Here is a 23,839-nt window from a genome sequence, read left to right as displayed (position 1 = left end):
TTAATCTATAAATCCATTTAAATTACTATTCATAAATATTCTACATATGCTATATTTATGTTTATTATTGACTTTTTGTTATTATTAATAAAGTGCTTTTACTTTTATTTATCTTCTCTAATATCTATGCTATTTGTTTTAGTAGTTCGTTTTCAAAATTACTGTTTGTAAAAAAAGATATTGCAATAAAAACTCTACTGCAATATCTTTTGATATATACTATTTTGCAAAAAGTATTAATTCTTAATTCTTACAAAATAAAGGAAAACTGCGATATTTATTTTGTAAAAGCCTAACAATTGGTACACCAACTATTGTAACAACAACAAACTCGCCAATTGCAACTTCCCCAATTGATAGTACAAGTGGAAATTGATAAATATAGTTAAGCATCCATCCAATTATTACTCCATTAAAAATAGTAGGCCAAAGCGATGCTATTATTAATGATGTTTTCTTATTCTTTACAAACTTTTTCGTAATTGAGACAGCATAAACACTAATAAATGTTGCTACAGTACCAAATATTATATCTGCTAAACCATTAGGTCCAAGAATATTTGCAATAAAACATCCAAGAGTAAGACCTACAATATAAAACGGATCAAAAAATGCTAATAGTACCATTATCTCTGAGACTCTAAATTGTATAGGACCATAGCTTATTGGTGCCAGAACAAGTGTTATAACTGCGTAAAGTGCGGCTATGATAGCTGTTTTAACTAGCCTTTTCACTGTATTATTATTATTCATATAAACTCCTCCATTTTACTAATGATATTTTTAAAGGTAACCTGCTTAATCAACCTTCCCCATAATTTCCGTACTCTCAAAGAACAAAATCTCCACAAATTTTGCTTCAATATAGATTCCTAGAAAAGAACAAAATCGCAGGCGACTGTGGAGCCGGAGATTTTTTTACGCATCTGCCTTTTCGAACGCATGTGAGAAAAATCTGGCAGGCGAATATATTTTCTTTTTTATTCTCTTTTAAAAGCCAACCTTCTAAATCAGCCTTTCTTATAAGTTATCCACAGATTATCCAACAATATAATTTCCCACAAGTGTTGATTAACCAAATTTTTACTTTAAATTATTAACTTATTTTTGATATTTTTCAAAAATAAGTTAATAGATATATAGACTTCGACCTTAAGACTTTTTTTAAGCAATTTTCTTACAAATTGAATTAGTGATAATTTAACATATTTTAAATTTTTAGTCGTTTCAACATAAGTAAATTGAAGCAAAACATAAGCTATCAATGATATGAAAAGTTGATTATAGACAGCATTTTCAGTTGTTCCAAATATTCTTTTTACATTCAAGTTTTGTTTTATAAATTTAAAGAAGGTTTCAATTTTCCAACGTTCCTTGTATATTTCTGCTATTTTTTCTGGAGTAATGTTCATTAGGTCAGTGCACACTTTTACTGATTTACCATAATAATCAGTAAATTCAACTACTCTAAATCTATTTTGAGTTTTTTTAGTCTCTTTTCCTAAATAACATGTAACATCTCGAATTACAGAAGAATTTTCTACTACTCCTAAACTTCTCAATTTCTTTGGTTTTGAAAGTATTGTATTATTTTTTATTCTTATAACAAAAGATTGTTTTATTTCTTTAAACATATCAAATCTCTCATGATTTTCATAAGCCCTATCTTCAACTAAAATAGAGTGTACATCTATTAAACCTTCACCTATCGGTCCATCATGCTTTTTAGCAATAGTTTCAATAACTTTTTGTGGTGTAAAGTCATTAATATTTAAAGATATATGAAGTTTTATTCCAGATTTCTTCCCATTAAATTTTGCCCATTTAAGACGGTTTTCACCTACGGTCACGGTAGTTGAATCAATTGCTATTAATTGTTTTGGCAAATTTAGAATTCTTCGCATTCTACGATTACATTTAGAAACAATAATCTCAAATAAAGTTTTAGAAATTTTGTAATCTACCTTAGAGGCTTTTTTAGAAATAGTTGAATAATCAACTGGTGTTAGCCCTACTGATTCCATATGCTCAACGCCATCCCTATAACTCTTATATTCATTCGTAGCTGCTGCAATAAAGAATTTTATTAAATCATATAATGTGAATTTTCTTGCAGTATCAACATATTCTAAAATTTTACTAAATTTTTCAACTTCCTTTTCACTTAAAAATGTTTGAAATATATCAAATATAGTGGTAGTATTTTTCATGAGGGCATTCTCCTTAAGTATTATTTTGGTTCGCACTTTAATATTACTACAGAATGACCTCATTTTTTATATATTTTCACTTCTATTTTTTGGTTAATCAACACATATGATAATTTCCTAGAGAATAAAAAAATCGCAGGAAAAATCCTACGATAAATATACTCAACAAAAATAAAAGATTCCATTAACACAAATTAATTTAATCTTTATTATTATTAATTATTTAACCGTAGTTTTATTTTAAGTCAGGAGGCTTTCGAACTGACTATATGTTATTTTTTACTCTTATGATTATATCAAATAGATGAACTTACCACAAGCTATGCATTAGCTTTCCACTATATATTCTATATTAATTTATTAGATTTATTCTAAGTAAATTAATATGAACTTTCAATAAAATCTATATGTTATATTTCTATGATTTTAGTAAGAAACATAACATCTCCGACTAAAGTATCAATAATTTCTGCATCATTAAAATTTTCTTAATTAAATTAACGTCAATATTAACTTTTAGTTATGCCATTAAAAGCGCAAGTGACCATATTCCTTATAAAATTCTCATCTACTATATCACCTGTTATTAATAATCTATAAAATAATGGACCAAAAACTAAATCCATAACTAATTCTATATCTAAATCCTCTTTTAGTTCTCCCCTCGAAATACCACGTTCTAGAATATATCTTGAATCAAGTCTACGAGGCTTAAAATATACTGTTCGGTATGTTTCAGCTAATTTTTGATCAGATTGTCCTTCTGCTATTATCTCATTAATTACCTTCCCCTCGCGACTAGTTAGAAAATTTGCTAAGTTATTTACTTGAATTATTATATCATCCATAGTTGATCCTGTATCCGGAACTGGGAGTCTCACAACAGCTGCGTCAAAAAAAGCATCCATAACAACAGCTGCCTTATTGGACCACCATTTATAAATAGTAGCTTTACTAACTCCAGCTTTCTCAGCAATCTTTTCAATTGTAACAGATCCAAAACCACTTTCAAGCAATAAATCATAGGCAGCGGAAAGAATTGCATTTTTAGTTTTCTCGCTACGAGGGCGTCCTAACTTTTTCTCCATATGTAGTTACCTCCATTGTAATTAACTTATAGCCTATACTTAGTAAACTATACGTCTATTATACTATATATATTATACTTATCAATTCTAATTTATCTCTTTTAAACATTTGACTTAATTGTTAGTGATATTATACCTCTTATGCCTTTTTAATAGACTTAAAAATAATTTTTTTATTTCTTCAAAAAACTATTTACAATACTGAACGTTTAGTATAATATATATTTATAAACTAAACGTTCAGTTTTATCAAATGCCTTATTATTTTATTAAGAATTTTTAAGATATATGGCGGGAATAATATTTATTAATATTCAATTAAAAACAAATAAGTAATAGATCTTATAAATTTCATCAAATTATATGTATTATTAGGAGGAAAAATAAATGAAAGTTGTAGCATTTAACGGAAGTCCAAATAAAGAAGGTAATACTTATCATGGAATAAAATTAGTTACTGATGAACTAGAAAAGGAAGGAATAGAAACAGAAATAATTCATGTGGGGAACAAGTCTATAAGAGGTTGCATTGCTTGCGGATATTGCACAAGAAATAAAAATGGTAAATGTGCCATTGCTACCGATCCAGTTAACGAGTGGATTGAAAAAATGAAAGATGCTGATGGCATAATCTTAGGGTCACCAGTACACTATTCAGCAATTGCCGGAACAATGAAATCATTTTTAGATAGGGCTTTTCGTGTAGCCGAAGCTACTGATAGTATGTTAAGACTTAAAGTAGGCATTGCAGTAGTCGCAGTAAGACGTGCAGGTGGAATTCCAACCTTCGATCAATTGAACAATTATATTAATCATTCTGAAATGATTATACCTACTTCAAACTATTGGAATGTAATTAACGGAAGAGCCCCAGGTGAAGTAATGCAAGATGAAGAAGGACAACAAATTATGAGAATCCTAGGCAAGAACATGGCCTGGCTTATGAAGCTTATCGAAAATGGTCAAGGAGTTATAAAAACTCCTGAAAGAGAAGAAAAGATTTTTACTAATTTTATTCGATAAACTTTTATCGAATCTAACCCTCATATAATTGTAGCATTGATATTTATAAGAAATTTTTATTACTTGTAAATTAGACCTTTGCTCAATTATATGTATTATATAATTTTAAGGAAGTGATTTATAAATGTATCAATCAACTAATGCTGTATTAAAAACAAATTCATCAATAGATAATGCTAATACTAGACCTATATTAACTAAATTACTAATCTTAGTTATGTCAATAGCTTGTGGACTTACAGTAGCAAATCTATATTACATTCAACCGCTTTTAGGAGACATAGCAAAAACTTTTCATGTTGACCAATTAAGTATAGGTTTTGCAGCTATGCTCACACAAATAGGTTATGCAATCGGAATGATATTTATATTGCCTTTAGGAGATATAAAAGAAAAGAGAAACTTAATAGTAATAATGCTTTTATTCTCAGTAATTTCACTTATGAGTATGTTTTTCTCTTCAAATATATATATTCTTACGATCTCTTCTTTTGCCGTTGGGTTTACTTCTATAATCCCTCAACTTATTATTCCTTTGGCAGCACAGCTCTCAAATCCGCAACAAAGAGGACAAATTATTGGCACAATAATGAGCGGTTTATTAATTGGAATATTACTTTCTCGTACAGTTAGTGGCATATTAGGAAGCTACCTTGGCTGGAGAATAGTTTATCTTATCGCAGCAATTATGATGTTTGCTCTCATGTTTATTCTTAGAAAATTAATACCATTATGCAACCCTATTTCCGACATTAAATATTCTGAGTTATTAAAATCGATGATACACTTAATAAAAACAGAACCAATCTTAAGAGAATCCTCTCTTAATGGTGCATTAATGTTTTCAGCTTTCAGTGCCTTTTGGACATCCCTTATATTTTTACTTGAAAGTTCTCATTACAATATGGGAGCTGAAGCAGCTGGCTTACTTGGGTTAGTAGGTGTTAGCGGTGCTCTTGCTGCTCCACTGGTTGGAAAAGTAGCTGATAAAAGAGGTTCAAGATTTGCTATAGGCATATGTATAGTCGTGGTTATAGTTTCCTATTTATTATTTTTCCTATTCGGATTCAAAATTTGGGGATTAGTTTTAGGAGTAATTCTTCTAGATTTAGGAGTACAATCTTGTAATGTATCTAATCAGGCAAGAGTACATTCTTTAAATGAAGAAACACGTAATAGACTTAATACTATTTATATGGTTAGCTTTTTTCTTGGTGGGGCGTTTGGATCGTTTTTGGGTTCCTATAGCTATTCTCACTTTGGATGGTATGGGGTATGTACTTTTGGTATAATAACTCAAATCCTTGCGCTTATTATACACAATATTAGCAAAAAAGCATAAAGTTCTATTTTGCATATTTAAATTTTATTTATTAGAATTTTCCTTTTATTCACCTGAGAAATAATCCTGCATTAATATATATGTTGCAATTCACAATGCATATTTATCAATTCACAATTACAGATAAAATTCTTGCAATACTTTTAGAATTATGATGAAGAATTATTTATCAAATATATATATTAATATTATGTGATAACTTATAAAAGGACTTACCTTTATATGGTGAGTCCTACTTTTTAATAATAACATTGTCCGCTGCATTTGCCATCAAGTAACTTATTTTTTATATATTCTTCATAAGTTTCACTTATTTCAGTATTATCTAATATAGCTATGGCCTTTTTTAGGCTTTTTATATCTTTTTCCATATTCTCAATAGAATTTCCTCTTCCGACTACCTTTAAATGAGTAATGCCAGCTTTCTTTAACTTTTTTAACGAGCATAATCCACATCCAGTTTCTCCAATGAAATATGAACCTTCCATTCCCTCTTCGCTTTCACTTCCATATTCATTTTCTGGATCAAATTGATTTTCTATATCGAATTCTTCCTTATCCTTGTCATCTATGGCTTTGTAATAAGACTCAATTCTCTTATCAACTTCGCAAAAACTAATCTCATTTTTATCTATTCTTAATAGTTCATATGGAACTTTACACAAATGTATCATTTCATCACAATGCAGGGAGCTGCAAAAAGCACCAGTATAATGGCATCTTTCATTTAAAATAAATGCTTCATATTCAAGATTTTTTACTTCGTTGCTTCTTATACATGATTTCATATCTTCAATTGTATTTTTCCTATGAAATATGTATCGTGATATATTTAGTTTATTGAAAAATTCGATAGAAAGCCGGTTTAGTTCAGCGCATTCTCCACTTAAATGTATTGAGCACTTTATATTCCTTTCCTTTAAATATAATATAAGCGCAATATCTGCTACAATAAAATCATTAAAGCCAATATTTATCAAATCTTTTATTATGTTAGCTATCATTTCATATTGTTCTTCAAGATAGTATAAATAATTAAAAGTTATATTTACTGGTACTTTATAAAAATCAACCATTTTCTTTAGTATTCTCATGTCCTCAAGTGAATTTATTTGAATGTTATAATAAAGTACTTCTCTCCTATTTAAAGGAAATAAACTTCCATATTTTTTGTTCCATTCATAAGGAACATATCCACAGAACACTTCATCTGCTCCAGCCTTTACTAGTTTTATATAATCATCAATACATCCCATTCCTGCTACTATCTTCATTATGTTTTCCTCCTTCATAGATAAACCTATATGTGCGTTTGTGAAATAGTTACATATCACCGTTAAACTCTACATAAGTATAAGCTCATATTTCAATATCTATAGAAAATTTAAAACAATTCTATCGATTCCGCTATTTATGTAATACTCTAATTCTTTTGGATTTTTAAGCAAAGTATCATCAAAAGTGAATAGCGAATTATATCTTCCAACCATTTTTAAGTGCTTTGGATAAGAAAATACATAATCGCTACAATACTTTGGGCAGTCAGTAACAAGTTTCTGATTTCCTCTATCCATAGTTGTACACATTGCATATAGTGGACAATATTGAGATGTATTTGTTTGATAGAAAGGAATATGCATACTATGGTGCCCATCTGCAATAGAAATTTTATAACCACAATTTTCATATTCATATCGTTCTATTTTACATTCTCTCAAAAACTTTGTAAAAATTGAACTATTAAGACTGTTTGTTGCTATAAGCTCTTTATTTTCTAAGTACCCTTTCTTGTAAATATATCTTGGATCCTTTTTTCTCTTATTTAATAAAACGCCTAGTGACAGCTTGAAAATATCTATCTTATCTTTAAGCAATTTTAGCATTCCAAAATCATTTACAACAATTTCTATCTTAGTATTATTTTCATTACACCAATTATATACTGCCTCTATTATATCTTTTGTTTTTTCTATATAACACTCTCTCATATATGTAAAACATAATGTTATCTCCAGGCTCTCTTCTTTGGCTTTCTGCATCATGCCTTTTAACAATTTTATTTTTGGAAATAAGTTATGACAAAATTCATTTCCAATATAAATCCTGTTAATATCTTTCTTAAATAACTCATGACCCCCTATAAAATTTTTATTTAAGTAATCCATCTTAAATGTTTGAATATCATTATCCATAAACTTTTTATATAATATATCATTATCTAAAGAAATAGCTATTTCCAATGAATCGACGATATTGTCATCCCAATCCGCATAATTTACGCCTAACAACCATTCTTCTTTCTGTTCTAAATAATCCTTATAAAACTCCTCATCTAGCTTTGCCGGATAATTAACCATTTCCTTTGAAAATTCATTGCCATCACCAAAAGCTTTTAACATAATATACTTTGAATACTTTTTAAAAGCACTTCTTACATTATGTGAATATTCTTGTGATTCAATGTTGAAAATATATGTTAAACTAAAATCTTCTTTTCTTTTTTCCACTATATTATAATCTTGTATTATTACCTCTTCATATCTGTTTTCATCGAACTTATGAAATGCAACTTTTATACTGCTTATCTTTTCTATTTCGTCAGCCACACGCACTGTCAATTTTTCAGGAGATATTTTTATTATATGTACTTCTTTGTCATCTAATAAACATGTTATGAGTCCTGCTGGCAATAATTCAACTTCTTCTTTTTCCAAAATTATACCTCCTAAACTTTTTCATATATATCTTCAAAAATACTTCATATACCTTATTTTATCTGATCCCACTTAATTCATCAATTTAACTATATATATTTTGCAATTAAGTTTCTACATTATAACTTATACTTGACTTGTACTAGCAGCAATGCCATTCTCCCATCTCTTTTGCATCTGACAGAACTTTGAGCAACACGAAAGCCCACTGAAATCAATGGGCTTTCTATTGCATAAGTATAATATTGTTCCAGATAAGCTAAAGAAAAATAGTACTATATCAACTATATAAAAGTATTTCTATAATATAAACTTATAAATTCTAGCTTCATATGGCTTAAGTTCTATGCTATCAATCGGATCATTTTCATTAACATTATAATTTGAAATTAAAAGTTCTTTAGATTTAAATTCAAATTTTCTTTCAAGTACAAACTCTGTCTCATTTCCTGTAAAGTTACATATAACTAATAACATTTCATTTTCTAAAGTTCTTGTATATGCAAAAATTTCTTTGTTTTCTTCTAAGATCAATTCATATTTTCCATGAACTACTACTGGATTTGTTTTTCTTATTTTTATTAATTTCTTATAGTAATTAAATATAGAGTTTTCGTCTTTTAATTGTGATTTAACGTTTATTTCCTTGTAATTAGGATTTACTTTTAGCCAAGGCTGTCCACTTGTGAACCCTGCATTTTGACTATCATCCCATTGCATTGGAGTACGGGCATTATCTCTGCCTTTTGTATATATAGATAGCATTATATCCTCATGAGTATAACCTTGTTTTTTTCTTTCATTATACATGTTCAGAGTTTCTATATCCTTATAATCCTCTAACTCTTCAAATCTTACATTTGTCATACCAAGCTCTTCACCTTGATATATATATGGAGTCCCCTTCATTCCATGTAATAATGTAGCAAGCATTTTCGCACTTTCTACCCTATATTCTTTATCATTCCCCCACCTTGAAACTATTCTTGGTACGTCATGATTATTCCAGAATAAACTATTCCAGCCTGTGCCTTCTAGCTCTACTTGCCATCTAGATAACGCCTTCTTTAAATCTAATAATTCTAACGGCTTTAAATCCCATTTTTCCTTACCTGGTTGTTGATCTAATAAAATGTGCTCGAATTGAAATATCATGCTAAGTTCACTATCATCTGGATTTGAATATTTCTTAGCTATTTCTGTAGTACATCCCCAAGTCTCTCCAACTGTTAGTAAATCTTTGCCGCCGAATGTTTTCTTATTCATTTCTCTAATATATTCATGGAGTTTTGGACCATTATGCGTAACTTTTTTATCTGGAATCTTTCCTATAAGTTCAATTACATCCATTCTAAATCCGCCAATACCTTTATCAATCCAGAAGTTCATCATTTTATAAATTCTATTGCGGACCTCTTCATTTTCCCAGTTTAAATCTGGCTGTTTTTTACTAAATAAATGTAAGTAATACTGCCCTGTAGTTTCATCATATTGCCATGCACTACCACTAAATGTTGATCTTAAATCATTTGGTTCTTCTCCATTTACTGGATCTCTCCATATATAATAATCTCTATAAGGATTATCTTTTGATTTCTTAGCTTCGATAAACCATTTATGTTCGTCAGAAGTATGGTTTACAACTAAATCCATAAGAATTTTTATTCCTCTTTTATTTCCTTCCTGAATAAGATCATCCATATCTTCCATTGTTCCGAATTCATCCATTATATCTTCATAATCGCTTATATCATATCCATTATCATCGTTTGGTGATTTATATACTGGAGATAACCATATTACGTCTATCCCCAATTCTTTCAAGTAATCTAACTTCTCTATAATTCCTCTTAAATCTCCAATTCCATCTCCATTAGAATCATTAAAACTCCTAGGATATACCTGATAAACTACACTTTCTTTCCACCATTTTTTATCCATGACTTATTCTCCTTTTAATATTACTTATTTTATTTCGTTTAAATGCATTTTTATTATTTAACAGCTCCAGTTACAATACCATTTCTTATCCATTTTTGCGCAAAGATGTATACAATAAACATTGGTAATAATGCTAGTAAGTATGACGCAAAAGCCAGATTATAATTTGTAGTAAATTGGGACTGGAATACGTATTGAACTAAAGGCAATGTAGCCATCTCTGGCTTACCTAAGATGATAAGTGGCAACATGAAATCATTCCATGTCCACAAACAAGTAGTAATTGCAACCGTAGCATTAATAGGTTTTAGTAAAGGGAAAATTATTCTCCAAAATACTTGAAATGTAGAAGCACCATCTATTGTTGCTGCTTCTTCAAGTGAAACTGGAATTGATTTAATATAACCTGAATATAAAAATATATTAAAAGGTAATCCAAATACAACATACAAACATATTATTCCAATGATGTTATCCATATTTAACATATTTACTTGTTTTACAAGAGGCAGCATAATTATTGGAAATGGTACAAACATAGCACTTAAAAAGTAATAGTACAATGCATTAAAAAACTTTTTCTTTCTATTTCTAGCTATGGCATATGAAACCAAAGAATTTGAAAGTATTGTAAGAATTAATACTGAAATTGTTATTGTTAAACTGTTTTTTAGAGCATCAAAGAAATTTGTCATTTCAATAGCTTCAGTAAAATTTTCAAAACGCAATGACTTTGGAAATGATAACGCACTTGGTACCATATCTTGTGGAGATTTTACAGCTATTAATATTGTTAGATACAATGGAAATATTATAGCCACCAAAGCTCCTGCTATCATAAGCGTAGTTACTATCCAATTGGTTTTGTTTCTCCTCATAGTACTTTTTCCTCCCTCTTTTCAAGGACTCTAAGCTGAAATAATGATATTGCTACAATTACGATGAAGTAAATAACAGCATTTGCGGATTGATATGCAAAACTTCCTTGGTTAAATCCTCCGTTATAAATTACATAAGATATTGATTGAGTAACAGTTCCAGGTCCTCCTCCTGTCATAGCTACAACCTGATCAAATACCATTAAAAATCCTTTCATACATAAAACCATGTTAATTGTGAAAAATGGTGCTATTAATGGAAATGTTATGCTTTTAAATCTTTGCCATGAACTAGCGCCATCAATATCACAGGCTTCGTAAACATCAGTATCGATTGTCTGAAGTCCAGATAAATATATGATTGTATTAAAGGCTATGGATTGCCATGCCGCTACGAACACTATTCCAAGCCATGCAAGTTTTTCATCACCTAAGATGTTTTTACTAAGCATAGAAATGTTCATAGTCTCTCCAATGTTTGGTATAACATGAGCAAATACAAAATTGAATATAAATGCTACTATTAAAGTTCCTAATATATTAGGAATAAAATATATTGACTTTAAAGTATTTTGAAATTTTATTTTTGAGTTTAAACCCACAGCAATTAAAAGACTTAATATGTTTACTATAATTGTAGTTATAATTGCAAATTTGAAAGTAAAAATGTACGCATGCATAACATTAATATCTTGAAATACTGCAATATAGTTTTTTAATCCAACAAAACTCCAATCACCATATCCTTTTGAATTGGTAAAACTATAAAATACACCTTCAAAAAGGGATAATGTATGAAATATAAAGAATAACAAAACTGCTGGTATAGTCATAATATAAAAAGCTTTTTTCTTTTTCAAAACCTTCAGCCCCCTATTATTTTTTCATTTGACAAATAAATATTATTAGCATATAGCATAGGTTGTCCTAAAATCAGTCTATTTTCATAGAGACATTATTTTTCATGCTTATCAGTAAATATCGCATCCTCAACTATCTTTTAGGACATCCTCATGCCTTTTATTTTCTCTATTTATTGTTTGCTACTGGCTTTATCGTATTCAGTATCAAGTTGTTTTAAGAATTCTGCCTTATCTTTTTTACTATAGAACCCTTGAACTAAACTTGCTGCATCAAATGAGCTTGGATAGTAGTGATCAGGGAAAACACCAATTTTTCCATTTTTAAAGCTTTCTTGTACATCTGTTACACTTTGATCATCTTGTGTCACATCTTTAACTGCAGAAAATGCAAATTGATCTTTTATATATTTTTGAGCATTCTCCTTTTGAGTCATAAATTCTATAAATTTTTTTGCTTCATCAGAGTGTTTTGACTTACTTGTTATTCCAAATAACACATCTATACCAGATACTATATTATTTTTAGATGGATCGTTACTTGCAGGTAATGGGAACATGCCTATATTTATATTAGGATTTGCTTTTTTTATTTCACTAATAGCCCAATTACCTTGTAAATACATTGCTGATTTACCTTGTGCAAAGGATGCATTACCATCATTGTATGATACTCCTAAAATATCTTCTTGCCCAAGAGTTCCTATAGTCTCCATTTTGTCCACTATTTCTCCATGTGTAGCTTCAAAAGTTGTTTTTCCTGCTTTTTTATCAGCTAAGAAATTACTAGGCTCCAAGTCACTAGCTATAACATTCCAGAAACACATTCCAGTCCATGCATCTTTAAGTGTCAAATAAAGTGGTAATTGACCTGCATCTTTAATTTTTTTCGATACAGCCATAAATTCATCCCATGTTTTAGGAATTTGCAATCCTAGCTTTGAAAATATATCTTTATTGTATAGAACGCCATCAGCATTAGTAGCATATGGAACTCCATATATCTTTCCATTATCATTACTTGCTATGCCATGAAGCATATCTAAATATGGTTTTTGTATGTTTTCAAGAATGCCATCATTAGTAAGATCAACAAGAGCATTTGCATCTACTAGTGCACCATAATTTACATCTGCACCTAAAGCTACTAGATCAGGCATATCATTTTTAGCAAGTCTTGTTTTTAAAACAGTGCCAGCATTTGCAGGTGAATTAATTGAAATTTCAATATTAGGATTCTTTTCTTGAAATTCATTTGCTAATGATTGTAATATTGTTTTATTTTCTGCCTTAGTTGAAAATAACTCTAATTTTACTTTTCCATTTTCTGTGCTGCCTCCCTTAGAACCACATCCTGCTAATAATGAAGTTCCAATTACTGCACTAATAGTAATTGACATTAGTAATTTTAATTTTTTATTCATTTCTCTTCCCCCTACTTTGTAATTTCAGTATACGATTACGTAAATTTAATATTATATTAACTATACTATTTTAGGCACATCAGCCTTAAAAAGTACATTTTAATATCTTTTTCTATTCCTTAATACTTAATCGTTTACGTAAACTATAAAAATTTACGTAATATCTTTCTCAAATCTTATATGAAATTATATTACAAAGTTTTAAACTTAGAATTGTATATAGAAACTTGTAATATAGCTTCATACTATTCTATAAATAATCATTGAAATCTTATATTCCTATAATAATTTATATATTACTATTAATTTTCTACATTTAAATCATAACTGAGTACTTAATATCTTATAACTTTAAATGTAGATTTATTAGTGCAGTCTATATATCTTTAATTTTTTTAACTGTTTCTCTTTCTATAATTTCAAATGGCATTATTATGCTTTCAACTTTTTCGTTGTAGGATATTCTTTTTATTAACATTTCAACAGACTTTTTCCCCATATCATATAAAGGTTGTGCTACTGTTGTTAAAGGTGGATATGACATCTCAGCTATATTTGTGTTATCATAACCTACTATAGATAGATCATCTGGTACTTTTAAACCATTCTTATGTGCTACTGATAATGCTCCAACAGCACAATCATCAGATGCCGCAAAAACAGCTGTAAATTTCTCACCTGTCTCTAGAAGTTCATTCATTCCTTCAACCCCATCTATAAATCCAAACCCTTTTTCTTTAATAAGATTTTTCTTTATGGATATGTTATTATCTCTTAATGCTTGCAAAAATCCATTTAAACGTGGCACTCCTGCTATAGGGTCTTCAGTCGGTCCAGATATAATTGCTATCTCTTTATGGCCATTTTCAATTAAATATGATGTTGCTGAATAAGCAGCCTGATAATCATCAACCTTAACATAAGGCAATGAATACTTGTACGATAATCCTGAAACAAGAACTGTTGGAATATGTGAGTCTATTATTCTTTTGCATAAAGTATCATCTGGAGGTATGCTGCAAACAATTAATCCATCTACCTGTCTTTCAGATAATACCTGAAGATATTCTGACATTCGCTCCCACTTATCTCCACCATTACAGATTATAACGCTGTAATTATTGCGCTGCGCAAAATCTTCTATTCCATTTAAAATTTCTACATAATATGTAGTGCTTATCTTAGGACGTAACACTCCAATAGTTCGTGTTTCTTTAACCTTGAGATTTCTCGCAATTGCATTTCTTTGATAACCAAGTTCATCCATAGCTTCAATTACTTTTTTTCTAGTCTCTTCTGAATAACCATCTAGATTATTTATTATCCTAGAAACTGTGGCAACAGAAACATTGGATTTCTTAGCGACATCTTTAATTGTGGGTCTTTTAATATTACTATTCATAACATATTCCCCTTTTTCAGTAAACGTTTAAGTGATTAAATCTTATCATAATTGGATTTAATTGTCTATATCTTCGTATAATATTTTTTATATTTTTAATTTCTATATAAAATTAGCTGTTTTTATATTATACGTTTACTAAACAATGAACGCTTAAATCTTCTTACAAAATATGGCTTTAAACTTCACTTAATATCTTGCAGAGCTATCAATTCAACACTATACTATATTATGTGAAGTATTTTGGGCATGTGCTAAAGCGTATTCAAAATAGCAGTCAATAGCCAGTCTATTTTATATATAGAGTCTAGACTCTTAAAATGCAACATTTATAAGAAATTACGAGTTTCTAAAGGAAATGTTTTAGAGTCCAAGCATAAAATATTCATAGCAAATTTGGACATGTTATTTCATGTATCTAATAAAAACTCGGCGAAATGAGAGGGAGATTTATGAACAAAAAAGATATATTAGAATTAAAAAGACGTTTAAAAAAAGATGACTGTACATTTACTAAAATGTGTGGTTGTTATGTAGATGGTCAAAAAGATATTGTATTAAAATTTAAAGAAACTTTTTTAAATCTAAGAGAGGAAGAATTCTTTAAATATTTAGAAATTGCCAAGAAAACACTATCTGGAACAGTTGGAAATAACATTCTTGAACTTAACTTTCCTCTTGATGAAGAAGGCATAGGTGGCAGACAGCTTTCCTTAATGGAGCTAAAAAAAAGTAAATTAAAAGATGATTCTATGCTCGATAGCTTTTATAAAATGATTATAAATAGTTATGAATATACTGGTAACTTTCTAATACTCGTTTTTCACGATGCCTATGATGTTATGACAAAAACTACGGATAACTCAAAATTAGATGAATCTGAAGAGGTATATGAATATATATTATGTGCAATCTGTCCAGTATCACTTTCAAAACCAGCTCTTGGATATCTTGAAGATGAAAATCGAATTGGAGCTCGTATTAGAGATTGGGTAGTTGGTCCACCAGACCTTGGATTTGTATTTCCAGCATTTATAGATCGTAGTACTGATATTCATTCTATTATGTATTACACAAAAGATGCAAAAGATCCTCATCCCGAATTTATGGAGGAAGCTTTAGGTTGTAGTTCAAAACAAACAGCTACTGAGCAAAAAGAAACATTCCAAAATATAATTCGTAAAGCTGTTGGAAGTGATGATGAAAAATCAGAGCATTTATTTATGGAAATTCAAGAAACTCTCAATACTATAGTAGATGATCATACTACTGTTAACGGCAAAAATGCTGAGCCTATAGTTTTGAGTAATGATAATATTCAAGATATTTTAATCGAAAGTGGAGTTCCTGAAGAGATCACTGCAAAGATTGAAAAATCATATACAGAAGCATTTGGAGATACTCCGCCTGTAGCAGAAAATTTAATTGATAAAAAAGCACTTGCAGCAAATGAACAAAGAAAAAAGGAAGAAAAACTTGAAAAGAAAGTACGCATATTAGAAGAAAGACTTGAAAAGACAAAACTGGATGCTTTAGCAGATTCAGAGAAAGAAGCTGCTTTAGAATCAGAAACTGAATCAGCTTTGAATAAGATCTTAGAGTCAGAGCCTAATTCTGCTTTAAAGACAGAATCTGATACCATCTTAGAAGTGGCTTCTGACTCTAATTTAGATGAAAATCTTGATTCAGAAACAGCATCTGATGCAAATAATACTGAAAACACTGAAATAGAAACTGAGATTAGCGATGCTCCAAATTATGATATTGTACTTAATGTAAAACCTCAAAAAGTATCTCAAATAAAATCACAAATAATAGACGGAAAGAAATGTATTATAATTCCTATAGATGATGATGAACAAGCTAAAGTAAATGGCGTTAATGCTTTGCTTTAACTTACTGCAAATAATACTTTTCTCATTTAAATAGCCATAAAGATCCTGATTAAGGGTCTTTATGGCTATTATAATCTATATATAATTCAGTAATGAGTTTATATTTAAAATTCGGGAAGTTATATACCTGATTAAACCTAAAATATAGAGGCTTGATTCTAATACATATAATATGATTCAATATTCATTACTTTATATACATTCCACCAGGAGTTTCTGATAAATTAACTATGATATTTTTCTTTTGAGTATACGCTTCTAATATAACTTTGTGAGTTTCCCTGCCTATACCAGATTCTTTGTATCCACCAAATGTTGCACCTGCTGGGAAAGTATTATAAGTGTTAACCCATATACGTCCAGTCCTTATTCCTTTAGCAACTCTTATCGCACGATTTAAGTTAGTAGTAAATACTCCACCACCTAAGCCATATTCACTATCATTTGCCATAGCAATGACTTCTTCTTCTGTCTTAAATTTAATTACAACTCCAACTGGCCCAAATATTTCTTCTCTAGCTATTCTCATATCATTAGTAACATCTGTAAGTAAAGTAGGTTTCATAAAGTATCCATTCTTAGCATCACCCTCAATGAATCTTTCCCCTCCTGTCGCTACTTTTGCTCCTTCTTTTTTACCTATTTCTATATATTTAAGAATTTTTTTAAGTTGAGATTCACTAACTTGCGCTCCCATTTGAGTATTAGGATCTAATGGGTTTCCAACTTTAACTTTTTCAAAAGCAGCAATTGCTTTTTCCATAAATTCATCATAAAAATCTTCTTGTACAAATATTCTAGAACCTGCAGAACAAACTTGTCCTTGGTTAAATAAAATTCCCAATTGAATACCTTCTAATGCAATGTTCATATTTGCATCACTAAAGAAAATATTAGCTGACTTTCCTCCAAGCTCTAAAGTTGCAGGAATAATACGTTTAGCCGCAGCAAGTCCAATTTGTCTTCCAACTTCTGTAGATCCTGTAAATGCTAATTTATCAAGTCCTTCATGATTTTGCAGATATTCACCGCTCTTTGATCCTTTTCCTGTAATAACATTAATTACACCACTAGGAACAATATTTTGTATTAGTTTCATAAGCTCTAATACGCTCAATGAAGTAGTACTTGATGGTTTAAATACTGAAACATCCCCAGCTGCTAACACTGGAGCTAACTTCCAAGCCGCCATTAAGAATGGAAAATTCCAAGGAACTATTTGCCCTACAACACCAATTGGCTCACTTAATATTAAATTTAAAGTATTTTCATCTATCATTGTTGCAGAACCCTCATCAGCACGAATAACACCTGCAAAATATCTAAAGTGATCTGCTGCTAATGGAATATCTGCTCCTGTTGTCTCTCTAATTGGTTTTCCATTATCTAAAGTTTCTACTGTAGCTAAGTATTCTGCGTTTTCTTCAATAATATCAGCAATTTTATTTAATATATTTGCTCTTTCTACAACAGTAGTTTTGCCCCATGTAGCAAAGGCTTGTCTTGCAGAATTAACAGCATCATCTACATCTTTTTCTGTAGCATCTGCAATCTCAGCTAAAAATTCCCCATTAGCTGGATTATAAGTCTTTATTGTAGCTCCATCTGAAGCATCTCTCCATTCTCCATTGATAAATAATCTATATCTATTTTCTAATTTAACATTCATAATAAACACCTTTTTTCCTCATATAATCGATCTTTTATAATTTTATTATAGCACTAAATTAATTGTATTCAATATAAAATAATTATTTAACAATAATAATTATCCATATAATTATTGGTAAATATTGAAATCACATGGTGTTCCTGTATAATATTATAAAATTTTTTTATTTAAAGACAAAAAAGTATAATATAAAACAAACACTTTGTTAAGAATTTATTTTATATTATACCTTTCATATTTGAAAAAGGTGCTATATTTATTTCTTATTAATAATTAAAATTAGCTCTCTTACTCTCTTTTCCTATTCCTTTATTAAAATGTCTAATGTATGTGCACTTGCTCCAAGCAACTCTGGTCTTTCACATGTAGAAAAATGATAGTTAATAAAAAGCTTAAATGTCTCTTCATCCATAGAATTCAAAACAGATCTCATGTAATTCGCTGGCCCATCTGCTGAAATTAATTTTATCCTTTTTAGTCTTACTTCTTCATTTAACTTATTGATATCTTCAATCCTTACATAATCATATAAATCTTTTGGTTCAGATATAACATGAAAATCATCAGTAAGCTTTCCATTTTCAATAGATGAACGAATATTATTTTCCTTAAAACCATATGTTATTACGCTATATTCATTCATGCAATAAGCTACTAAGATAACTCCTCCAATTTTTGTTACTCTCTTCGCCTCTTGTAAGGCTTTTGCTTTATCCTGAAAATTGTATAAATGATACATCGGTCCAAATACCAATGTCATATCAAATGTATTTTCTTCAAATCTTGATAAATCTAATGCTGTCCCTTGATATGCTTTTACTGAACTTCCTTTTGATTTCAAAATACCTAGATTATGCTTTACAAGTTCAATTGCTGTAACATCATACCCATCATTCGCTAGCTCCACAGAGTATCTTCCTGTTCCAGCACCAACATCTAAAATTTTGGAACCATTATTCTTTTCTAGATACTCATGAATATATTTCATAGAAGTTAAAAACTCAACTTGTGCATATTTTCTAGTTAATCTTTTATCTTCACAAAATTTATTATAGTATTTCTCTAATTCCATTGTCATCTCTTTACGTTCCTCACCTATCATTTATTAGAAATTATTAAATATAAATATTAATTTCTTTCCTGATTTCTAACAACTATTATACTATATATTGCAACTATTAAAAATATAGATTTATTCTTTAAATATCTATGAATAAAGGTAACCCCACAAGAATCTAATTTCTAGATTCTTGTGGGGTTATAATGAAATAGAAATACTCTTTTTACAAATACACAACTACTAGAAAAATAATATTTTATAAATCAATATAAATATAATTCCCTATTATCTTATAATTGTCACTGTATTTTCCTTCAATACTTTTTTCTCTGGCTTAATACCATCTATATAACCAATACAAATAGAACCACAAACCTTATGTTTTTCTGAAATTCCTAAGCGTGTAAGTAAATTTCTTACATTTTCATCATTGTCAAACCATGTTAATTGATTTATCCAACATGCTCCAAGTTCCAAGTAATTTGCGGTTAAAAGCATATTTTCTATAGCACAAGCACTATCTGCCATTGCATTACTATAGTTAGACTCATTCGATACTATAATCAATGTTGGAGCGTTGTAATAAAAATTGTAGTCATCTTTCTTCGATGCAACTTTACCTGCTTTTTTACTTTTATAGGTATTTTCATCAACTTCAAGCTTTTCAAAAGCTTCTTTAATATATCCATTTAACTCTAAAAGAATTTCTTTATTTTGAACTACAGTAAATTGCCATGTTTGAGAGTTACCTCCACTTGGTGCATGTTTTGCTGAATCTAAGATTGTAAATAGTTCCTCATCTTTTATTTGTTCCTCTTTGTATTTTCTTATACTTCTTCTTGATTTTATATTTTCAATTACATTTTCCATATTAATCCTCCTTGTATAATCTAGTTGTAACATTTGATAGAAAACTATTTATCTTTCTAACGAACATTACACCTCTTATTATTTTTAATATTCTAATTTATTACTTTGCCTACGCCCCGATAGGGAATATGCATTTCATATCTTAAATAGTTTTTTATTTAAATTCCTTAAAGGAATCTAACCAAGTTTTATATAGTCTAGTATAATACTCCTGAATAGAAGATAGATGTAAACCTCCTGGGAGGTCTTTTAGAACCTATACCCGTAAAAAAGCGTATCATTTCATCAGGTAGAATTCTATGTTTAGCTGGTTGGGTTTCCCTTCGGGAATTACCCGTGTCACAAACAAGGTTATAAGCTATCTGACAGAGTGGAAGTTCTATTCTATATCTAAAATTTAATTTAAGGAGATATATACAATGTCTAATTTTTTTTATAGTCCTGTAATAGGAATTGATGTTTCAGCTGATTTTTCATATACTGCAATACTCGCACCGAATGGTGATATTTATAAGAAGTCATTTAAAATAAAGCATGATCTCAATGGCTTCAACCACTTAGTTGATGAAATAAAAAAAGTGGAAGAAGAGTTTAACATGAAAACTGCAATTTTCATGGAGTCCACTGGCGTGTACCATTTATCTCTTTTCCACTATCTTAATAAATATTTCGATAACACATTTGTTATCAATCCACTCGTTACTAAGTCTAACAAAAATGGCGACATAAGAAAAGTGAAAAATGATAAAAAAGACGCTTTATCTATTGCAACAATAGGAAAATTTCAAAACATTAAGTTATCACAACAACTTAGCCTTGATATTTTTCTTCTGAAAAATCTTGTAAGAGAGTATTACAAACTTACAGATACTAGCTCTACTTTTAAGAAAAAATTATCCGCTGATTTAAGAGTTATTTTTCCTGGCTATAATACTATATTTTCAGATTCAACATCTAAAAGTTCAATTGAGCTTTTAAGTCAATACCCAACGCCACAATCAATTTTAGAGGCACCTAAGGAAAATATAATTAAGATTTTCCTTAATAGCTCTAAAAAGGGCATTATCTGGTCGGAAAATACATATTCCAAATTATTTAAGGTTGCTAATGAAGCTAAAATAATTGGCTTACCGTTAGACGGTTTAGCCGTCAAAATAGCCAGCTCTATAACATTAATAAAAACTATTCAATCAGAGATTGATACATTGCTACAGAAAATTAACAATTTTATACAGTCTGAAACTTTTCCTGAATCTATTAGAGCTAATATTGAACTAATTGATTCAATTCCTGGCATAGGGCAATTAACTGCTATTACTATAATAGCTGAAATAGGTGATATTGATGGTTTTCTTAAGCCCAAACATCTTGTAGCTTTCTTTGGTATTGATAGCTCAGTTAATCAATCAGGTAATTTTAAAGGCGATGATAATAAAATTTCAAAAAGAGGAACTCGAATCGGTCGAAGAGCATTATATTCTGTTGCACTAGCTTCAATCCGTAACAATCGTAATGGAGTTCCTATAAATAAAGTCCTATTAGATTATTATCAAATAAACCTTAAAGGCAAAAAGCCTAAAATCGCCTTAGTCGCTATAATGCATAAAATTATAAACTACATTTTTGCTGTTCTCCGAAATCAAACTCCGTTTGAGCAAAGAGATCCAAAAATACATAAGCAAATGTTCCTAGAAAATAACTCTTTAAACAAAGTCGCTTAATTTTATTCCAATTTCTGTAACCGTTCGTGTTTTGAAACGGTTTGTTTGCCATACTCTTTTTCCAAAAACTATTTTTTTTAAAATTAACTTGACTATTATTAGCTGGTCTTTTTAATAATTATATTCTAAGTCTAATTCAAATAAAATGCTAATCTTGGATATTAGAAAAGTGATTAAAACCTTGCAATCACTTTTCTTTAGCTATTTAATGATATCTAAAGATATAAATTAATAAATAATGTTCCATAACCTATGCCATATCAACTCTTTCTTTAATATTCTCTCCTCTTTTACAATATAAAAGAAATAAACTTAACCCTAGTGCAACTACAAAGAAAATTGTAAAAAATCTGAAACTTGAATCTATGGACTTAACTAAATTTCCACTTATATTTACATTAGAAAAGCTTCCCAAACCTATAATTGCCTTAGAGACTACATCCGCAGGTATAATAACTTCTATTGTTAATATGGCTAATGTCTGACTTAAGGCTTTACCAACATTCATTATAGTATAATGCATCCCTGATGCTGAACCAGATTGTTCTTTAGGCACTGCTGACAATACAGTTTTAGCTAACGACGGCCAAGCTAAGCCATTTGCTATTGATAATAATATTAGTGGTGTAACTATAGCTTTAACTGATAGCTCTCCCCCAAGATTTCCAAGAAAGAATATCCCTATAATAAGAAATACAATTCCAAATGTAAGAGTCTTTAATGATCCGATATTATCTACAAGTTTACCTGCAAATGGACCTAATATAAGCTGTGGTACAGATAGTGAAATCATCAATAGCCCTGACATAGTTGGACTTAAATGTAATGCACTTTGCAAATATATACTCAACAATAAAGGTAATGAAAAATATGCAATACAATAAAATAATGTAATTATAAGTCCAATTGAATAATTTCTGTACAAGAGCAGCTTGAAATTAAATAATGGATTTTCTACGCGTAATTCTGTGATTATAAATGCAACCCATAATAAAATTGTAACTATACATAGCCCTAAAGTTTTATATGATACCCATCCTAATGATTGTCCTTCTGAAAGTACTATCATCGTTAATATTAAACCTAAGCTGAATGTTAATATCCCAATCCAGTCATTTTTTTGATTAATATTAGGTTTAGTCTCTTCCATTACTAAAAATGCTCCAATTATGCAAAGAAGTACAAAAGGTACTGTAATAAAGAATATTGATCTCCAACCAAAGCTGCTAATTAAAGCACCACCAGCTACTGGTCCAATTATTGCTCCAATAACCCATGAAGTAGCATTAATACTCAAGGCTAGCCCAAGCTCATTACTATGAAAAGTCTTAATTATAGTTGGAGTTGCAGTTGCCATAGCCAATGCTGCTCCACCTCCTTGAATTAACCTATATAAATTTAATGTCAATCCTGAGTCTGCAATTCCACAAAGTATTGTACCAACTGCAAAAATTATAAGTCCTAACATGAAAATACGCTTTGTTCCAACTGTATCTGCCCATTTTCCAGCAGGCAATATTAAAACTGTACTTGCAATAATGTAACCAGTAATTATCCACAATCCAGTAGTTAATGAAATGTTTAATCCTTCCATCATATTAGGCAAACCTATTATTACAATAGTAGAATCTAAATTTGTAATAAATGAAACCAATGTAACAACAAGTAGAATGCTCCATTTGTGTGATTTAGAATTTGTCATATAATCTCCTTATTTATAAATGGAATAAATTTTCGAG

The 23,839-nt window shown here is 29.6% G+C and carries 18 protein-coding genes; 4 read left to right on the top strand and 14 right to left on the bottom strand.

The window, feature by feature from the left end; genetic code table 11:
- Positions 1 to 243 precede the first annotated feature (243 nt).
- The 3 genes from AXY43_RS18675 to AXY43_RS18665 form a co-directional block, all read right to left on the bottom strand.
- On the bottom strand, positions 244 to 753 hold the full coding sequence (locus tag AXY43_RS18675; RefSeq protein WP_039772571.1) for a QueT transporter family protein: 510 nt from the start codon (positions 751 to 753) through the stop codon (positions 244 to 246).
- Positions 754 to 1,088: 335 nt separating this feature from the next.
- Positions 1,089 to 2,210: an IS4 family transposase gene (locus tag AXY43_RS18670; RefSeq protein WP_172462699.1), complete on the bottom strand. Its 1,122-nt coding sequence runs from the start codon at positions 2,208 to 2,210 to the stop codon at positions 1,089 to 1,091.
- A 509-nt stretch (positions 2,211 to 2,719) separates the two neighbouring features.
- Positions 2,720 to 3,298, bottom strand: coding sequence for a TetR/AcrR family transcriptional regulator (locus tag AXY43_RS18665; RefSeq protein ID WP_011968085.1), 579 nt, complete (start codon positions 3,296 to 3,298; stop codon positions 2,720 to 2,722).
- Positions 3,299 to 3,685: 387 nt separating this feature from the next.
- Between AXY43_RS18665 and AXY43_RS18660 the strand changes: the two genes are divergently transcribed.
- On the top strand, positions 3,686 to 4,321 hold the full coding sequence (locus AXY43_RS18660) for a flavodoxin family protein (RefSeq protein ID WP_105411955.1): 636 nt from the start codon (positions 3,686 to 3,688) through the stop codon (positions 4,319 to 4,321).
- A gap of 124 nt (positions 4,322 to 4,445) precedes the next feature.
- Positions 4,446 to 5,663 carry an MFS transporter gene (locus AXY43_RS18655; RefSeq protein WP_105411954.1) on the top strand — a complete coding sequence of 406 codons (1,218 nt, stop codon included), beginning with the start codon at positions 4,446 to 4,448 and terminating at the stop codon, positions 5,661 to 5,663.
- Between the two features lie 239 nt (positions 5,664 to 5,902).
- Here the strand turns inward: AXY43_RS18655 and AXY43_RS18650 are convergent, their stop codons facing one another.
- From AXY43_RS18650 to AXY43_RS18620, 7 genes are all read right to left on the bottom strand, one after another.
- Positions 5,903 to 6,937, bottom strand: coding sequence for a U32 family peptidase (locus AXY43_RS18650; protein ID WP_105411953.1), 1,035 nt, complete (start codon positions 6,935 to 6,937; stop codon positions 5,903 to 5,905).
- A gap of 99 nt (positions 6,938 to 7,036) precedes the next feature.
- On the bottom strand, positions 7,037 to 8,377 hold the full coding sequence (locus AXY43_RS18645) for a hypothetical protein (RefSeq protein WP_105411952.1): 1,341 nt from the start codon (positions 8,375 to 8,377) through the stop codon (positions 7,037 to 7,039).
- 300 nt (positions 8,378 to 8,677) lie between these two features.
- A complete protein-coding gene (locus AXY43_RS18640) occupies positions 8,678 to 10,318 on the bottom strand; it encodes a glycoside hydrolase family 13 protein (RefSeq protein WP_105411951.1) in 1,641 nt (546 codons plus the stop codon).
- Between the two features lie 53 nt (positions 10,319 to 10,371).
- The gene (locus AXY43_RS18635) at positions 10,372 to 11,196 is read right to left on the bottom strand and encodes a carbohydrate ABC transporter permease (protein ID WP_023976566.1); all 825 of its coding nucleotides are present in this window, start codon (positions 11,194 to 11,196) and stop codon (positions 10,372 to 10,374) included.
- A complete protein-coding gene (locus tag AXY43_RS18630; RefSeq protein ID WP_105411950.1) occupies positions 11,193 to 12,056 on the bottom strand; it encodes a carbohydrate ABC transporter permease in 864 nt (287 codons plus the stop codon). The genes AXY43_RS18635 and AXY43_RS18630 overlap by 4 nt, the downstream gene beginning before the upstream one ends.
- A gap of 173 nt (positions 12,057 to 12,229) precedes the next feature.
- Positions 12,230 to 13,480 carry an ABC transporter substrate-binding protein gene (locus AXY43_RS18625; protein WP_105411949.1) on the bottom strand — a complete coding sequence of 417 codons (1,251 nt, stop codon included), beginning with the start codon at positions 13,478 to 13,480 and terminating at the stop codon, positions 12,230 to 12,232.
- Positions 13,481 to 13,856: 376 nt separating this feature from the next.
- Positions 13,857 to 14,882, bottom strand: a complete 1,026-nt coding sequence (locus tag AXY43_RS18620) for a LacI family DNA-binding transcriptional regulator (RefSeq protein WP_011968076.1) — start codon at positions 14,880 to 14,882, stop codon at positions 13,857 to 13,859.
- 452 nt (positions 14,883 to 15,334) lie between these two features.
- Between AXY43_RS18620 and AXY43_RS18615 the strand changes: the two genes are divergently transcribed.
- Positions 15,335 to 16,777, top strand: coding sequence for a DUF4317 domain-containing protein (locus AXY43_RS18615; RefSeq protein ID WP_077304428.1), 1,443 nt, complete (start codon positions 15,335 to 15,337; stop codon positions 16,775 to 16,777).
- Between the two features lie 187 nt (positions 16,778 to 16,964).
- Here AXY43_RS18615 and AXY43_RS18610 read toward each other — a convergent pair whose 3' ends face one another.
- From AXY43_RS18610 to AXY43_RS18600, 3 genes are all read right to left on the bottom strand, one after another.
- Entirely contained in the window at positions 16,965 to 18,446 is a 1,482-nt protein-coding gene (locus tag AXY43_RS18610; RefSeq protein ID WP_039772599.1) for an aldehyde dehydrogenase family protein, read from the bottom strand.
- Between the two features lie 304 nt (positions 18,447 to 18,750).
- Positions 18,751 to 19,527: a class I SAM-dependent methyltransferase gene (locus AXY43_RS18605; protein ID WP_087703076.1), complete on the bottom strand. Its 777-nt coding sequence runs from the start codon at positions 19,525 to 19,527 to the stop codon at positions 18,751 to 18,753.
- A gap of 267 nt (positions 19,528 to 19,794) precedes the next feature.
- Positions 19,795 to 20,379: a nitroreductase family protein gene (locus AXY43_RS18600; protein ID WP_105411948.1), complete on the bottom strand. Its 585-nt coding sequence runs from the start codon at positions 20,377 to 20,379 to the stop codon at positions 19,795 to 19,797.
- Positions 20,380 to 20,798: 419 nt separating this feature from the next.
- Here AXY43_RS18600 and AXY43_RS18595 point away from each other — a divergent pair, with 419 nt between their 5' ends.
- Positions 20,799 to 22,100 (top strand): IS110 family transposase, encoded by a 1,302-nt coding sequence (locus AXY43_RS18595; protein WP_105410909.1) that lies wholly within the window; start codon positions 20,799 to 20,801, stop codon positions 22,098 to 22,100.
- Positions 22,101 to 22,350: 250 nt separating this feature from the next.
- Here AXY43_RS18595 and AXY43_RS18590 read toward each other — a convergent pair whose 3' ends face one another.
- The gene (locus AXY43_RS18590) at positions 22,351 to 23,802 is read right to left on the bottom strand and encodes a DHA2 family efflux MFS transporter permease subunit (protein ID WP_105411947.1); all 1,452 of its coding nucleotides are present in this window, start codon (positions 23,800 to 23,802) and stop codon (positions 22,351 to 22,353) included.
- Positions 23,803 to 23,839 lie beyond the last annotated feature (37 nt).

This window comes from Clostridium sp. MF28 (genome assembly GCF_002969175.1).
GTDB lineage: Bacteria > Bacillota > Clostridia > Clostridiales > Clostridiaceae > Clostridium > Clostridium beijerinckii.
Note: the sequence above shows the minus strand (reverse complement) of the source record. Positions and strands in the feature narration are given on the sequence as shown.

Bases quoted from the DNA above. Each gene is read 5' to 3' on its own strand.
- AXY43_RS18675 (WP_039772571.1), bottom strand. From the start codon at position 753: ATGAATAATAATAATACAGTGAAAAGGCTAGTTAAAACAGCTATCATA.
- AXY43_RS18670 (WP_172462699.1), bottom strand. From the start codon at position 2,210: ATGAAAAATACTACCACTATATTTGATATATTTCAAACATTTTTAAGT.
- AXY43_RS18665 (WP_011968085.1), bottom strand. From the start codon at position 3,298: ATGGAGAAAAAGTTAGGACGCCCTCGTAGCGAGAAAACTAAAAATGCA.
- AXY43_RS18660 (WP_105411955.1), top strand. From the start codon at position 3,686: ATGAAAGTTGTAGCATTTAACGGAAGTCCAAATAAAGAAGGTAATACT.
- AXY43_RS18655 (WP_105411954.1), top strand. From the start codon at position 4,446: ATGTATCAATCAACTAATGCTGTATTAAAAACAAATTCATCAATAGAT.
- AXY43_RS18650 (WP_105411953.1), bottom strand. From the start codon at position 6,937: ATGAAGATAGTAGCAGGAATGGGATGTATTGATGATTATATAAAACTA.
- AXY43_RS18640 (WP_105411951.1), bottom strand. From the start codon at position 10,318: ATGGATAAAAAATGGTGGAAAGAAAGTGTAGTTTATCAGGTATATCCT.
- AXY43_RS18635 (WP_023976566.1), bottom strand. From the start codon at position 11,196: ATGAGGAGAAACAAAACCAATTGGATAGTAACTACGCTTATGATAGCA.
- AXY43_RS18625 (WP_105411949.1), bottom strand. From the start codon at position 13,480: ATGAATAAAAAATTAAAATTACTAATGTCAATTACTATTAGTGCAGTA.
- AXY43_RS18620 (WP_011968076.1), bottom strand. From the start codon at position 14,882: ATGAATAGTAATATTAAAAGACCCACAATTAAAGATGTCGCTAAGAAA.
- AXY43_RS18615 (WP_077304428.1), top strand. From the start codon at position 15,335: ATGAACAAAAAAGATATATTAGAATTAAAAAGACGTTTAAAAAAAGAT.
- AXY43_RS18610 (WP_039772599.1), bottom strand. From the start codon at position 18,446: ATGAATGTTAAATTAGAAAATAGATATAGATTATTTATCAATGGAGAA.
- AXY43_RS18605 (WP_087703076.1), bottom strand. From the start codon at position 19,527: ATGACAATGGAATTAGAGAAATACTATAATAAATTTTGTGAAGATAAA.
- AXY43_RS18600 (WP_105411948.1), bottom strand. From the start codon at position 20,379: ATGGAAAATGTAATTGAAAATATAAAATCAAGAAGAAGTATAAGAAAA.
- AXY43_RS18595 (WP_105410909.1), top strand. From the start codon at position 20,799: ATGTCTAATTTTTTTTATAGTCCTGTAATAGGAATTGATGTTTCAGCT.
- AXY43_RS18590 (WP_105411947.1), bottom strand. From the start codon at position 23,802: ATGACAAATTCTAAATCACACAAATGGAGCATTCTACTTGTTGTTACA.